Annotated in this window: 14 protein-coding genes; 8 read left to right on the forward strand and 6 right to left on the reverse strand. The window is 65.0% G+C overall.

Annotated elements, in window-relative coordinates; all coding sequences use genetic code 11:
- A complete protein-coding gene (locus ESZ60_RS00700) occupies nt 1–1419 on the forward strand; it encodes an inorganic phosphate transporter (RefSeq protein WP_134678484.1) in 1419 nt (472 codons plus the stop codon).
- A 230-nt stretch (nt 1420–1649) separates the two neighbouring features.
- Here the strand turns inward: ESZ60_RS00700 and ESZ60_RS00710 are convergent, their stop codons facing one another.
- On the reverse strand, nt 1650–3311 hold the full coding sequence (locus ESZ60_RS00710) for a thiamine pyrophosphate-binding protein (RefSeq protein ID WP_134678485.1): 1662 nt from the start codon (nt 3309–3311) through the stop codon (nt 1650–1652).
- Between the two features lie 87 nt (nt 3312–3398).
- Here ESZ60_RS00710 and ESZ60_RS00715 point away from each other — a divergent pair, with 87 nt between their 5' ends.
- The 4 genes from ESZ60_RS00715 (at nt 3399) to ESZ60_RS00730 (ending at nt 6509) form a co-directional block, all read left to right on the forward strand.
- The gene (locus tag ESZ60_RS00715; protein ID WP_134678486.1) at nt 3399–3869 is read left to right on the forward strand and encodes an arsenate reductase/protein-tyrosine-phosphatase family protein; all 471 of its coding nucleotides are present in this window, start codon (nt 3399–3401) and stop codon (nt 3867–3869) included.
- Nucleotides 3870–3918: 49 nt separating this feature from the next.
- The gene (smpB, locus tag ESZ60_RS00720; protein ID WP_134678487.1) at nt 3919–4389 is read left to right on the forward strand and encodes an SsrA-binding protein SmpB; all 471 of its coding nucleotides are present in this window, start codon (nt 3919–3921) and stop codon (nt 4387–4389) included.
- Nucleotides 4390–4464: 75 nt separating this feature from the next.
- Nucleotides 4465–5325 (forward strand): 3-mercaptopyruvate sulfurtransferase, encoded by an 861-nt coding sequence (gene sseA, locus ESZ60_RS00725; RefSeq protein WP_134678488.1) that lies wholly within the window; start codon nt 4465–4467, stop codon nt 5323–5325.
- Complete coding sequence (locus ESZ60_RS00730) at nt 5325–6509, forward strand: amino acid aminotransferase (protein ID WP_134678489.1); 1185 nt, start codon at nt 5325–5327, stop codon at nt 6507–6509. The genes sseA and ESZ60_RS00730 overlap by 1 nt, the downstream gene beginning before the upstream one ends.
- 56 nt (nt 6510–6565) lie before the next feature.
- Here the strand turns inward: ESZ60_RS00730 and ESZ60_RS00735 are convergent, their stop codons facing one another.
- From ESZ60_RS00735 to ubiA, 3 genes are all read right to left on the reverse strand, one after another.
- On the reverse strand, nt 6566–6895 hold the full coding sequence (locus ESZ60_RS00735; RefSeq protein WP_134678490.1) for a hypothetical protein: 330 nt from the start codon (nt 6893–6895) through the stop codon (nt 6566–6568).
- Nucleotides 6896–6947: 52 nt separating this feature from the next.
- The gene (locus ESZ60_RS00740; protein ID WP_245155539.1) at nt 6948–9059 is read right to left on the reverse strand and encodes an OmpA family protein; all 2112 of its coding nucleotides are present in this window, start codon (nt 9057–9059) and stop codon (nt 6948–6950) included.
- A 62-nt stretch (nt 9060–9121) separates the two neighbouring features.
- The gene (ubiA, locus tag ESZ60_RS00745) at nt 9122–10078 is read right to left on the reverse strand and encodes a 4-hydroxybenzoate octaprenyltransferase (RefSeq protein ID WP_134678492.1); all 957 of its coding nucleotides are present in this window, start codon (nt 10076–10078) and stop codon (nt 9122–9124) included.
- Nucleotides 10079–10094: 16 nt separating this feature from the next.
- On the opposite strand from ubiA, the gene ESZ60_RS00750 reads away from it, so the two are divergent.
- Both ESZ60_RS00750 and ESZ60_RS00755 read left to right on the forward strand, forming a co-directional pair.
- Entirely contained in the window at nt 10095–10820 is a 726-nt protein-coding gene (locus ESZ60_RS00750; protein ID WP_134678493.1) for a 16S rRNA (uracil(1498)-N(3))-methyltransferase, read from the forward strand.
- A 221-nt stretch (nt 10821–11041) separates the two neighbouring features.
- Nucleotides 11042–11236, forward strand: a complete 195-nt coding sequence (locus ESZ60_RS00755; protein WP_134678494.1) for a DUF1127 domain-containing protein — start codon at nt 11042–11044, stop codon at nt 11234–11236.
- Between the two features lie 510 nt (nt 11237–11746).
- Here ESZ60_RS00755 and ESZ60_RS00760 read toward each other — a convergent pair.
- Together ESZ60_RS00760 and msrA are read right to left on the reverse strand one after the other, a co-directional pair.
- Nucleotides 11747–12613, reverse strand: a complete 867-nt coding sequence (locus tag ESZ60_RS00760; RefSeq protein ID WP_134678495.1) for a 50S ribosomal protein L11 methyltransferase — start codon at nt 12611–12613, stop codon at nt 11747–11749.
- Nucleotides 12613–13197, reverse strand: a complete 585-nt coding sequence (gene msrA / locus ESZ60_RS00765; protein ID WP_134678496.1) for a peptide-methionine (S)-S-oxide reductase MsrA — start codon at nt 13195–13197, stop codon at nt 12613–12615. The genes ESZ60_RS00760 and msrA overlap by 1 nt, the downstream gene beginning before the upstream one ends.
- A gap of 109 nt (nt 13198–13306) precedes the next feature.
- Between msrA and ESZ60_RS00770 the strand changes: the two genes are divergently transcribed.
- Complete coding sequence (locus tag ESZ60_RS00770; protein ID WP_134678497.1) at nt 13307–14290, forward strand: P1 family peptidase; 984 nt, start codon at nt 13307–13309, stop codon at nt 14288–14290.
- The last annotated feature ends 105 nt before the right edge of the window (nt 14291–14395 follow it).

The following is a 14395-nucleotide window of genomic DNA, read 5'->3' on the forward strand; positions in this document are numbered from 1 at the left end:
ATGGCGCAAAATCCCCGCGACTACCGCACCCTCGACAAGGATCTGCGGCGCATCACGACGGCCGAGCATGCCTCGCTGGCATCGGCGCGACCGATGGTGCGCGTGGGCTTCGCTCTGGTCTTCATCGCGGCGGTTGCCGAATTTGCGGCGGCGGCGATGGCGGGACAGCCCGCGCTGGGGATCATGGCGGCCTCGGTCGCGATCGCGATCTATCTTGCGGTGTCGATCGGCTCGAACGACGTCGCCAACGCGCTTGGTCCGGCAGTGGGCGCGGGCGCGATCAGCCTGACGCTGGGCCTGTTTCTGGTCGCGATCATGGATGTGCTGGGGGCGGTGCTTGCCGGCGAAGCGGTGACGCGCACCATGACCGAGGGGCTGGTCGCCCAGACCTTGGGACACGGCCATCCGACCGCCCTGATGATGCTGGCCGCATTGGCGGCCGCCGCAACCTGCATCAGCCTGGCCACCGCCCTGAACGCCACCGTCAGCACCACCCATTCGGTGGTCGGCGCGATCGCGGGGGCCGGCATTGCGAGTTTCGGCTGGGCATCGGTCAACTGGACCAGCTTTGGCTCCATCGCGCTTGGATGGGTCATTTCGCCGATCCTGTCGGGCCTGCTTTCCGCGGCGCTTCTTGCCAGCATGCATCGTCACGTCCTGGACAAGGAGGATCCGATCCCTTCGGGCCGGTTATGGCTGACCATTCTCGTGGCCGTCGTGGTCGCTCTGGCGGTCTGCATGGGGGCCGCCGCCTTCAGGGGGGTGAGCGGTCCGATGATCGCGGCACTGGGACTGACGGGGGCGTTGCTCGGCGGGCTTTACGCGCATGTGACACTGGCGCGCCAGATCGGCTCGGGCGAAAAGGTCGCGCTGAAGCGGTTGCTCGGCCTGCCACTGATCGTGGCCGCGATGGTCATGGGATTCGGCCATGGCGCGAATGACACCTCGAATATCGCCGCGCCGCTGACGATCATCCTGATGAATATCGACGAAACTCGCGAGCAGATCCTCAACCCCACCCTCGTCCTGCTTTTGTCGGGATTGGGCATCGCGGTCGGCACATTGCTTTTCGGCGGCAAGCTGGTGAACATGGTCGGCAGCAAGATCACCCGCCTGAACCCGCCCCGCTCGCTTTGCATCGCCATCGCGACTGCCGTGACGGTGCTGGGGTTTTCTCTGGCGGGCCTGCCGGTTTCCACCACCCATGTCTCGGTCGGCGGCGTGTTCGGCGTCGGGTTCTACCGCGAATGGCGCGACCGCAACCGCCATCGCGAGAGCGCATCGATGCCGGACGAAGAACTCTATCGCCGCCACCTGGTCCGCCGATCGCATGTCCGGACCATTCTTGGGGCCTGGCTCATCACGGTTCCGGTCAATGCCGGCGTGGCGGCAGTGCTGGTGATGCTGCTGCGGCTCTAGAGCCCTTTTCAACCGACTTGCTCGGGTTGCGCAGGGCGCATGCCAGAGTGGTGAGCGGAAAACCATCAACCATCGCCAGCAGGTCACGTCCGAGCCGAACCTCATTTTCAAGGTCAGCCTGCGCCAAGGAATGGCGCCTCGCAGGACAAGCATGATCCCGGACGGGACGGCACGGTCCGAGATCCGAGGCCGCCCAACTTTCCCGGATCGGCGGATCTTGAAGCGCGCTCTCAATCCCGGCGCAGCAGCGCCTCGCCCGCCGCACGGGTCTCGGCCAGCGTCGCGCCGGTCGTCAGCGCCTGCGGATCAAGACGCAATTCGATCACCGCAAGCGTCCCCGCCGCCTGCGCGCGCACGAAGGCGGGTCCGAAATCGTCCTGCCGGGTCACCAATTCGCCATGTCCGCCATAAGCGCGGGCCAGAGCCGGGAAGTCCGGGCTTGCCAGATCGGTCCCCGAGACGCGGCCCGGATAGGTCTTTTCCTGATGCATCCTGATCGTGCCATAGCGCCCGTTATTGGCGATGATCGCAATGACCGCCGCACCATGTTGCGCCGCCGTCGAAAGCTCGTTCAGGGTCATCTGGATGCAGCCATCACCGGCCAGGCAGACCACCACCCGTTCGGGACAGGCAAGCTTGGCCGCGATGGCGGCGGGCAGGCCGTAGCCCATCGAACCCGAGGTCGGGGCCACCTGACTGCCCCAGCGGCGAAAACGGTAATAGCGATGCAGGAACGCCGCGTAATTGCCTGCCCCATTGGTCAGAACCGCATCCTCGGGCAGATTTTCCGAGAGCCAGCGGATGACCTCTTCCATGCGGACCTCGCCCGGCGTGGGCTTGGGGATTTGCCATGCCTCGTATTGCCCGCGCAGCCCCGCGGTCCAATCGTCCCAGCGGCGCGCTGCTGGCAGATCGGCCAGCCCCGCCACGACTTCGCGCGGATCGGCGACCAGCCCCGGATCGGGATGCCAGAGATGGCCCAGCTCATCGGGCGAGGGATGGACATGGATCACCCGCGCGTGCGGACGCGTGGGGTCCATCAATTCATAGCCGCGCGTCAGCGTGTCGCCCAGCCGCGAGCCCAGCGACAGGATGCAATCGGCGCCTTGCAGCGCCTGTCCCAGCGCCGGGTTCATGCCCACGCCTAGATCACCGACGTAACTCGGATGGGCATTGTCCATATGCCCCTGACGGCGGAAGGGCACGGCGACCGGCAGGCCCCAGTTTTCGGCAAACCGCGCCAGATCATCCGCCGCCTGCTGCGACCAGAGCGTGCCTCCGGGCACGATCAAAGGGCGCTCGGCCCCCGCCAAGGCCTCGGCAATCGCCGCGATGGACAAGGGCGCGACCTGCGCCAGAGGCGCGGTAAAAGGCGGCAGGTCCACAACTTCGGCATGGGCGGAAAGCACATCCTCGGGCAGCGCCAGCACGACCGGGCCGGGGCGGCCCGACATGGCGAGGCGATAGGCGCGGGCAAGATATTCCGGAATCCGCTCGATCTGGTCGATCTCGGCCACCCATTTCGCGAGCGGGCCGAACATGGCGCGGTAATCGACCTCCTGAAACGCCTCGCGGTCGCGGTCGGCGCGGGCGATCTGGCCGACGAAAAGAATCATCGGCGTTGAATCCTGCTTTGCGACATGGACGCCCGCGCTCGCATTGGTCGCCCCCGGTCCGCGGGTGACAAAGGCGATGCCGGGGCGGCCGGTGATCTTGCCATGCGCTTCGGCCATCATCGCGGCCCCACCCTCATGGCGGCAGACGATATTCTGGATCCCCGAGGCATAAAGCCCGTCCAAGGCGGCAAGAAAACTCTCGCCCGGCACGGAAAACACGCGATCTACCCCATTGGCCGCCAGCCCATCGATCAGAATCTGTCCGCCATGCCGCATTTTCGCGCCTCGCTATTTGCCTAATTGCCACTCTGGGTTAGCGTGGCCCTGCCCCCGATGGCAACGACTACAGCGCGGAGAATCGTGATGCGTCCCCCTTCGGTCCTATTCGTCTGTCTGGGCAATATCTGCCGCTCTCCCCTTGCCGAGGGCGCTTTGCGCGCCGCCGCCGACGAGGCTGGGCTTGAGTTGAGAATCGATTCAGCCGGTACCAGCGACTGGCATGTCGGGTCCGAGCCGGACCGCCGGGCGCAGGCCGTCGCCGCCGCGCATGGGATCAATATCTCGCGCCAAAGGGCCCGGCAGGTCCGGCCCGAGGACTTTCACCGCTTCGACCGGATCGTCGCCATGGACGGCACGAATCTGGAACATCTGCAAGCGATGGCGCCGCCGGATGGCACGGCGCGGCTTTCGCTGCTGCTTGACCATGTTGCGGGACGCCAGGGCCAGTCCGTGGCGGACCCCTATTTCGGAGAAAGCGACGGCTTCACCTCGACCTGGGCCGATGTGACGGCAGGTGTGTCGGCCCTGATCGCGCAAATGTCGCAAAGGGTCTGAGGCGCGAAATCTTTACTTTGGACGGTGGCGCGCCTATCTCTGCCGGATCATGGCAGCCAAATCCGATCCCAATTACAAAGTCATCGCCGAGAACCGTCGGGCGCGTTTCGATTACTTTATCGAGACCGATCTCGAGGTCGGCATCGTCCTGACCGGCTCCGAGGTGAAAAGCCTGCGCACCGGCCAGTCCAATATCGCCGAGAGCTATGCCTCGGTCGAAAACGGCGAGCTGTGGCTGATCAATGGCTATATCGCCGCCTATAAGCAGGCTGGCGTCTTTGGCCATGAGGAACGCCGTCATCGCAAGCTGCTGGTCTCGCGCAAGGAACTGTCCCGCCTCTGGCAGGCGATCGGGCGCGAGGGCATGACGCTGATCCCGCTGGTCATGTATTTCAACGATCGCGGCAAGGTGAAGCTGAAGATCGGCGTCGCCAAGGGCAAGAAGAACCATGACAAGCGCGAGACCGACGCGAAACGCGACTGGAACCGCCAAAAACAGCGCCTTCTGAAGCAGGGCTAGCGCCACCAGTCATTGCGAAGCGCCGCCCCTGCGGTTACAGGAAGGACGCTTTCGCGGCCGCTCGGGGGAAGGACCATGCCGACCGATTTCGACGATCCCAGGACGCTTGTCTCGACCGACTGGCTGGCCGCGCATCTGCATGATCCCGACCTGCGCATCATCGACGCGACGTGGTTTCTAGAACCGGGCCGCGATGCCCGCGCCGAATACGAGGCCGCCCATATCCCGGGCGCGCGCTTCTTCGACCTCGACGCCATCGTGGACAAGCGCTCGAGCCTGCCACATATGGCCCCCCTGCCCGAGATGTTCATCAGCCGGATGCGCGGCATGGGCATTGGCGACGGCCATCAGGTGGTGATCTACGACAATTCCCCGGTGCGCTCGGCCGCCCGCGTCTGGTGGACCTTCCGCCTGATGGGCAAAACCGATGTCGCCGTGCTCGATGGCGGCTTCGGCAAGTGGCGCGCCGAAGGCCGCGCCGTAGAGGACATGCTTCCGATCCTGCGCGACCGCCACATGACCGTGCAGCGCCAGGCCGCGCTGGTGCGCGACGTGACCCAGGTCGCCGCCGCCAGCAAGCTCGCCAGCCACGAGATCATCGACGCCCGCGCCGAGGCCCGCTTTCGCGGCGAGGCCGCCGAGCCGCGCCCCGGCCTGCGCTCGGGCCATATTCCCGGCTCGAAGAACCTGCCCTTCGGGCGGCTCTTCAACGGCGACGGCACGATGAAATCCAGGGACGAGATCCGCGCCGCTTTTGAAGCCGCGGGCGTCGATCTGACCAAACCCGCCATCACCACCTGCGGCTCGGGTGTGACGGCGGCGGTGCTGTTTCTTGCGCTGACGCGCATCGGACATGCCGACCATTCCCTTTACGACGGAAGCTGGGCCGAATGGGGCAGCTTCCCGGACCTGAAAATAGCAACCGGAGACGCGTGATGCTGGGCAATCTGAAACCGCAGGCCCCCGACAAGATCCTGGCCCTGATGGGCGAGTTCAAGGCCGATCCCCGTCAGGGCAAGATCGATCTTGGCGTGGGTGTCTACAAGGACGCGACCGGCCATACCCCGATCATGCGCGCCGTGCTGGAAGCCGAGAAGCGCATGCTCGAGACCGAGACCACCAAGACCTATGCCGGTCTGGCTGGTGAGCCCGATTTCCAGAAGGCCATGGGCGAGATGATCCTGGCCGAGGGCTACAAGCCCGAGACCACTGCGGCGCTTGCCACCGTCGGCGGCACCGGCGCGATCCGTCAGGCGCTGGAACTGGCGCGCATGGCCAATCCCGACCTGCGCGTCTTCGTCTCGGACCCGACCTGGCCGAACCATATCTCGATCATGAATTTCATGGGTCTGCCGGTCGTCAGCTACCGCTATTTCGACAATGCGACCCGCTCGGTCAATTTCGAGGCGATGAAAGAGGACATCTCGGCCGCCAAGAAAGGCGACGTGGTCCTGCTGCATGGCTGCTGCCACAACCCGACCGGCGCCAACCTGACCATCGAGCAATGGGCCGAGGTCGCGACGATCCTCGAGACCACCGGCGCGACGCCGCTGATCGACCTTGCCTATCAGGGCTTCGGTGACGGTCTGGAAGAGGACGCCGCGGGCACCCGCCTGATCGCCTCGCGCATCCCCGAAGTGCTGATCGCCGCCTCGTGCAGCAAGAACTTCGGCATCTATCGCGAGCGCACCGGATGCCTGCTGGCGCTGTGCACCGACAAGGCGACGAAAGACCTCGCGCAGGGCGCGATGGCCTTCCTGAACCGTCAGACCTATTCCTTCCCGCCCTTCCACGGCGCGAAGATCGTCGCGACCATCCTGAACGACGCCGCTTTGCGCGCCGACTGGATGGCGGAACTGGAGGAAGTTCGCGGCGGCATGCTGCGCCTGCGCACCCAGCTGGCGAGCGAGCTGCGCGAGCTGTCGGGTTCGGACCGCTTCGACTTCGTCGCCGAGCATCGCGGCATGTTCTCGCGCATCGGCGCCTCGCCCGAGCAGGTCGCGAAGATGAAAGAAGAGTTCGGCATCTACATGGTTGGCGATTCGCGTCTGAACATCGCCGGTCTGAACGACGCGACGATCCCGGTTCTGGCCCGCGCGATCATCGAAGCCGGCGTCTGATCGCCCCGGCTTAGCCAAAGGAAAGGCCCGGTCGCGCGACCGGGCCTTTTTCCGTTTCAGTGCCGACCCAGCTTGCGGTCGATATATTCGCGCAATTCCTCGATCTCGCGGCGGCTCTCGCGCAATTGCGCCTTGGTATTGTCACGCTCAATCCGCAGACGGCCCATTTCCGTGCGCAGCTCGTCTTCGCGCAGTTCCAGGGCAAGGATCGCCTCTTCCCGCGCCTTTTCGGATTTGTGCAATTGCTGGGCCATGTCCTCGAGTTCGCCAAGCTCGGCGCGCGTCACCCGGCTCAGCCGCCCGATCAACCAGCTTGTCAGCCAGCCCAGCAGGAAGACGGCAAAGAGGATAACCGCGGTTGCAACAACAAATTCATTGCGATTCATGAAGGGCTTTCGGGAATTTCAGATCTTGGACAGGAAAAGGGTCAGGGCGGGGTTACTCGGCGGGCTTTTCGGCAATGGCCGCTTCGACATCCGGGGGGCCAAGCAGAATCAGTTCCGGCAGATCTTCCGGCGGGATCGCCCCGCGATCAAGTGCCTCAAGCTTCTCGGGCAGCACCACTGCCAAAGCCGGTCGGGTCAGGGCCGCGATCAGCGCAATTGTCTCCGGCGCGGCGGGACCAGCCTGCGCGCCATCCGCGGGCTTCTCCGCGGCCTCTGCAGTCGCGGCGGTGACGGCTTGGGTCATGCCCGTGACCTTCTCGGCGGGGGCGGGCCGTTCCGAGATCACCGGTGCTTCTGAAAGCAAAGTGAATTCGATGCGGCGGTTCGCCTCGCGACCTTCTTCGGTGTCATTCTCGGCGACGGGCCGGGTCTCGCCGTAGCCATGCGCGGTCATGTTGGTGACATTCACCCCATGCGCGCGGATCGCCGCCCAGACTGCCTGCGCCCGCGTGCGGGACAATTCGGCATTCAACTCGTCCGAGCCCTGCGAGTCCGTGTGACCGCCAAGTTCGATGCGGTATTCGTGACATTCACCCATGATCTCGGAGATGCGGTTCAGCGCGGGTTCCGGATCGCCGGCGATGACGGATTTCGACGGCTCGAAGCCAATTTCGGATTCATGCATCACCGCATTCAAGCGATCCACGCATTCCACTCCCGAGGGCAAGGCAAGCTGCGGGTCCAGACTGCGATCATATTGGATCGACAATTCGTAATGCGCCCCCGCCCCCAGCCGACGCGACAATTGCGTCGCGGCCATGTCCGAGGCCGCCTGATTGCCCGAAATGCCGGTCAGTCGGATCATATCCGGGGTGACGGTCACATTGCCGCTTTCAAGTCCCTCAAGCGCCTCAAGCGCGGCAATGGCGCGGGTCGTCCAGCCGGGCGGCAGGGTTTCGTCCACCCGCAGGGCATTGTCCACGGGACCGAGACGCGCCTCTGCCATGGTTTCGACGACGGCGCGCATCTGCTCTCCGCCGATACGGCCACGCAGATGCACGCCCGCCGCGTCCTGAATCGCCAAGAACTCAACCGGTCCCGAGGGGGTTTCGGGCTGTTTCTCATGATCCGCCGTCAGCACAAAGGCCTCGGGCAGTTCTCCCTCCAAGTGGCCCACCGCCGCGTCAAAGACCGAGCCCGCCACGCTGGACGGGGCGAAAAGCGCGATCTCGGTATCCGAGATGGTGACCGAGCCCGCACCCAGTTCCGCGACCGCCCGGATCGAGGCAGTTGCCGCATCGACCCATTCGACCGAGGGCGAACCAAGGCCCAGTCGGCAAAGCCCCGGCCCGCTCACGCCCGCCACGGCCCCTTCCCTGAGGATTTGGTCGCGGCTCGCCTCGGTCTCGGCCGAGCAGGCATCGAAACGCGCGCCCTTCTCGTCCTTGACGAAGCGCAGGGTAAAGGGGGTGATGACCGGACGCGGCGCGCTGATCTCGGCGGCAAGCTTGACCGTGGCGGGACGGGCGCGTTCCAGCGCGGCTTCCAGTTCGGCCTTTTGTGCGGCGCTTTCGGTGATGGCGCGCAGCGTCACCAGCCCCGGCTCGATCGAGACCTTGGCGCGATCCACCATTTCGGTCGCCTTGATGCCAAAGGCAAATGCTTCGTCCCAGCCCTCGGGCGAGGGGTAATCCGCGGTTTCGACCAGATCAGAGACTTCGCCTTCGGTCAGGTCCCGGCGCAGGGCAGCGACCATCTCGGCCCGGCCCAGCGATGCCGGAACGAGCCCGACGATCGAGATGCCCTGTTCATTGCGCAGAAGTTCGATGCTGAATTCTGGAACGCCCAGGGCTTCGCGGGCCTGGACCTGCATCCGGTCGATGACCCGATCGCGATCCACGACCGTCTCGGCCAGGGATTTGGCGCGGAAGCGCTGCACCTCGTCCGGGGCCGTGCCCTCAAGATGGACGCGCAGCCCTTCGGCCTGGACCGTGACCCAGTCATGCCCTGCATCATGCATGGCTTGCGAGACGTCCGCCTCGCTTCGATGCTCGACCAGATCGGCGGCCGCTTCGGCACCAAGAAAGGCGAGCCCGCCAGCGGCGGACAGGGCAAGAAGACTGGCGACGACCGCGAGACCGCGACGTTTCCGGGGATTGGCCATCGGGAGGACCTTCGGGCTGTTTCCAACCGGGGGCATGTACTCCCCATGGCGGGGAATCGCAATCAGACCAGCCCGGCAAAGGCAAGAAACAGCGCAACGATCAGCCCCGCATCGCGGTTCGCGCGAAAGAGCCGCAGGCATCCCGCGCTGTCAGCGGGGTCGAACCGCCTGAGTTGCCACGCAAGATGCGCTGCGAATCCAAGCACCGCAAAAACGCCCGGAACCAGCGCAAGCGTCGAGGGACCAGCCGCCAGAACGGCCAGAAGCAAGATCACCGTCGCGGCCAGGCCAAAGCGGGTGATCCAGCGTTTCGAATCGCTGCCGAACAGGCGGGCGGTGGATTTCACCCCGATCAGCGCGTCGTCCTCGGCATCCTGATGGGCATAGATCGTGTCGTAAAAAATCGTCCAGGCGATGCCCGCCAGATAGGCCAAGACCGGGGCAAGCCCCAGCCCGCCCATATGCGCGGCATAGGCCAAGAGCACGCCCCAGTTGAAGGCAAGGCCCAGAAAGACCTGGGGCCACCAGGTGAAGCGTTTGGCAAAGGGATAGATCGCCACCAGCGCCAGCGAAGCCACACCCAGCCAGATCGCGGCGGGTCCCAGCGTGATCAGGATCACGAAGCCCGCAAGGCATTGCGCGACGAGCCAGAGATAAGCTCCCCGCACCGTCACCTGCCCTGAAGGAATCGGCCGCGAGCGGGTGCGGCTGACCCTGGCGTCGAAATCGCGGTCGGTGATGTCATTCCATGTGCAACCCGCGCCGCGCATCAGGATCGCCCCCAGCGCGCAGGCGATCGCGATCCACAGATCGAACCAGACGGGTCGGTCCACGATCATGGCAAGCCCGACGCCCCACCAGCAGGGAAGCAGCAAGAGCCACGTCCCGATCGGGCGGTCGGCGCGCGACAGGCGCAGCCAGGGGCGCCATGCGGGCGGCGCGTAGCGGTCCACCCAATTATCGGCTGGCGCATCCGCGACGCTGCGGTGGGCCTCTGGCGTCTGGCGGTCGGTCTGCATTATCCTGCGCCCCATCATGGCGAAAATCAGGCTGTTCATAGATCACCCGCTGGCACTGGGACAAGGCATCGCGCTGTCCTCGGATCAGGCTCACTATCTTTCCTCGGTCATGCGGCAGGGACCCGGGGACGAAATCCTGCTCTTCAACGGGCGCGACGGCGAATGGCTGGCCCGCATCGAACGGCTGGCCAAGCGCAATGGCGAGGTCGCCCCGGTCGCGCAAACCGCGCCGCAGATGAACCCGCCGGATCTGTGGCTGCTCTTCGCACCGATCAAGAAGGCGCGGACCGATTTCATCGTCGAAAAAGCGGCCGAGATGGGCGCGGCCCGCATCCTGCCGGTGCAGACCGAATTCACCAATTCCGAGCGCATCCGGCAGGACCGCTTGCAGGCCCATGCCATCGAGGCCGCCGAGCAATGCGGCGGCACCTATGTTCCCGAGGTCACCGACCTGACGCCGCTTTCGCGTCTGCTCGACCGCTGGGACGCCGGTCGCCGCATTCTTTGGGCGGATGAATCCAGGGTCGGGCCTGCCCGGACGCTGGCGGGGCTCTCCCAAGGCCCTTGGGCCGTTCTGATCGGTCCCGAAGGCGGATTTTCCGACTCGGAACGCCGGCGGCTTTCGGGGATGGATTGTGTCACGCCGATTTCCCTTGGACCGCGCATCCTGCGGGCCGATACGGCCGCCGTTGCGTCGCTTGCGCTTTGGCAATCCGAACTGGGCGATTGGCAGCGGGATTGACGCAATGTTCTGGCGCTTCTCGGTCAAGTTGCGCCAGTTTATTGCACAAAACCCGCAAAATTAGCCTCTTGTCACAAAAATTCAATGAAACCGGCTGCTTATGCATCGGCTGCATAGGTGGAATGCCGCCGCATTCGTAGAAATTCAACTCTGCCTGTCTTATATGCCTGTCATCAGATTGAACGCCCGAGTTTAGGGCACTTCCAACAACAGGTGACATCATGTCGGCGATTGACACGAACCGCGTCCATGCCGGGACGCGCTCTTTTGGCTTTGGCTCGAAACTGCTGGCGGCATTCGCTGCCTGGAACGATGCGCGCGTGACGCGCAATGAACTGAGCCGTCTGACGGACCGCGAACTGGACGATATCGGCCTGACCCGCGGCGAAATCGAACGCGTTGCGCGCGGTCTCTGATCCAGCGACCACGCCCAGAGAACGGCCCCCGGGGGATCTCCCGCAGGGGCCTTTTTCTTGCCTGAACATTCGGCATCAAACTCGCCCCAGTGACGCGTGCGCGACGGCGAAAGACCGCACTCGCCATGCGATGACAAGAACCGCCTGATTTCCGCGCGTTTATTGTTCTGTTCTCAGGAATGAAGCCAAAACTCGCCCGCGATATGCGTGGCTTTCGCATGAGGGCCTGGCTCTGCCCGACGAGACGTGCCTTAGGCGCGCGAGCGGGCGTCCATGCATGAACTCGGCATACGCGGTCACGCCGCCGTTGCCCATCAAACTGGCATACAATTCGGCTGCCTTTGGATTGGGCCGACTTCGCCCCGGTGATTGCAAGACCATGCTTCGAAAAAAAAAGACCGCCGGAATGTGCAACCAGCGGCCTTTCCTCTTCTGTCGTGCTTGCGCAGGTCTTTCCTTCAGACCTCCCATCGTCGGGAATGCCCGCCCGACGCTCGGGCCTCTTCATGTTCAGCGGGCGACGACCAGAGTGGACCATTCTCCGTAATCGTCGCGCCGTTCAAGCGCCAGCCCGCCCGCCGCATAGGCCGCGATCACCTCATCGGCCTGCGTGGTCAGAATGCCCGACAGGATCGCCTTGCCCCCCGGCGCGACATGTTTCGCCATATCCGGCACGAGATCGATGAGCGGCTGCTTCAGGATATTGGCAAAGACCAGATCGAAGGGGGCCGCGTCCTCGATCAGCGGATGATCAAAGCCGACCGCCTCGACGCATTCGACGCGACCGTCGAGCCCGTTCGCGATCACATTGGCCTTGGCCACATCCACCGCCAGCGGGTCGATATCGCCCGCCAGAACGGTCACCGGGAAGGATCGCGCCGCCGCCATGGCCAGCACCGCCGTGCCGCAGCCGACATCGACGATGCGTTCCGGTTGCGCACCCGCCGCGATCATCCGGTCCAGCGCCAGCAGGCAGCCGCGCGTGGTGGCGTGATGGCCGGTGCCGAAGGCCATCGCGGCCTCGATCAGCAGGGCCTCGGCACCTTCGGGGATCTTGTCGGCATCATGGCTGCCATGGACGAAGAACCGACCGGCCTCGACCGGCGAAAGCGTGCGCTTGACATGCGCGACCCAGTCCACCTCCGGCAGTTCCGAGACCACGAAGGGCTCGGCTCCGAAGGCCGCAGCCATCAGGGTCAAGGAAATCTCGTCCGGCGCCTCAGTGAAATAAAGACCCACCTCCCAGCGATCCGAACCGTCCTCGATCTCGAAGACGCCGCTGCCGACGGGCTCGGGGGTCAGGTCTTCGCCCATTTCGGCAAGGGCCTCGGCGGCTTCGCGTCCGGCGGTATGGGTCAGCGCGGTCCAGGTGGGCATCAGATTTCCTCGGGAATATCGGTCAGGGGGGCGCATACGCCCGTCCCGCGCAGCCCGCAATAGCCATGCGGATAGCGGTCCAGATATTGCTGATGATCCTCATGCGCCGGATAGAACGGAGCGGCCGGCAGGATCTGCGTCGTGATGCCGGGGTAGCCCTCGACCGCCAGGCGGTTGTTGTAATCGGCCTTGCTCAGCTCGGCGGCCGCCCGCTGGCTGTCGTTGAAAAACATGATCACCGAGCGATATTGCGAACCGATGTCATTGCCTTGCCGGTCACCTTGCGTCGGGTCGTGATTTTCCCAGAAGATCTGCAGCAGGCGCTCATAGCTGATGCGCGAACTGTCATAGATCACCCGGACGACCTCGGCGTGGCCGGTATCGCCGGCGCAGACCTGCTTGTAGCTCGGGTTCTCGACCGAGCCGCCGGCAAAGCCGACCTCGGTCAGCAAGACGCCCTCCTGCTTCCAAAACAGGCGCTCGACGCCCCAATAGCAGCCCATGCCGAATATGGCCTGGTCGAAACCCTTGGGAACGGCTGCGTCCAGAGGACGGTCGAAGATACGGTGGATGGGAGCGGTCATGGCGCATCCTTTCAAAAGACTTGCCGTGGATTTAAGCGCGGCAATACCTTCCTGCAACGTCAGAACGCCCCGACGGTTTCGCGGCGGGGCTGCAAAGCAAAGGTCAACCATGCGCCAAGGGACCCGAAACCTGATCACCGATGTCACCGGCCTGCGGGTCGGCAATGCCCGCGATGACGCGCTGCGCTCGGGCGTGACGGTGCTGACGGGGGAAGCACCGATGGCCTGCGGCGTGCATGTCATGGGCGGCGCGCCCGGCACGCGCGAGACCGATCTGCTCGCCCCCGACAAGCTGGTCCCGGCGGTCGATGCGCTGGTCCTCTCGGGCGGCTCGGCCTTTGGCCTCGCGGCTTGCGACGGGGTGGCCGAAGCGTTGCGCGGACAGGGCCGAGGGTTCCAGATCGGCCCGGTCCGTGTGCCGATCGTGCCGGGGGCGATCCTCTTTGACCTGCTCAATGGCGGCGACAAGGGTTGGGCGCAGAACCCCTATCCGGCGCTTGGCCGCGCGGCGCTGCTGGCGGCGGCATCGGATTTCGCCCTGGGGAGCGAGGGGGCAGGCACCGGCGCCATGACCCATTTCTGGAAAGGGGGGCTCGGCTCGGCCTCGACCGTACTGGAATGCGGATTGACGATCGGGGCACTGGTCGCGGTCAATGCGCTGGGGTCGGTGACCGTCGGAAAATCGCGCCAGTTCTGGGCCGCCCCCTGGGAGCTTGGGGCCGAGTTCGGCGGCCTCGGCCTGAGCGGCCCCTTTGACGCCACGCATGAACCCCCGCTCGTCAAACGCCTGGGCGAGGCCACGACCATCGCCATTGTCGCCACGGACGCCACGCTGGACAAGGCGGCACTGACGCGGCTGGCGACTGCGGCCCATGACGGGATGGCCCGCGCGATCCTGCCCAGCCACACGCCCTATGACGGGGATTTGGTCTTTGCGGTCTCGACCGGGGCAAAGTCGGTTTCCGATCCCATGAGCACGCCTTTCCTGCTGGGACATGCCGCGGCCCTGACACTCGCCCGGGCTATCGCGCGGGCGGTCCATGCCGCAAGCCCGCGGCCCGGAGACCTTCAGCCATGCTGGAACCAGACATAAAAAGGGGACGACAGGAGAGAGATCCGCCGCCCCCAGTCGAGAGACGCCAAGAGGGAAAAACCTGGCGCTATCCCGAAAACGCAGATGAAGCCCTTGAGTTCAAAA

It is taken from the genome of Paracoccus ravus (genome assembly GCF_004522175.1).
In the GTDB taxonomy this organism is placed as follows: domain Bacteria; phylum Pseudomonadota; class Alphaproteobacteria; order Rhodobacterales; family Rhodobacteraceae; genus Paracoccus; species Paracoccus ravus.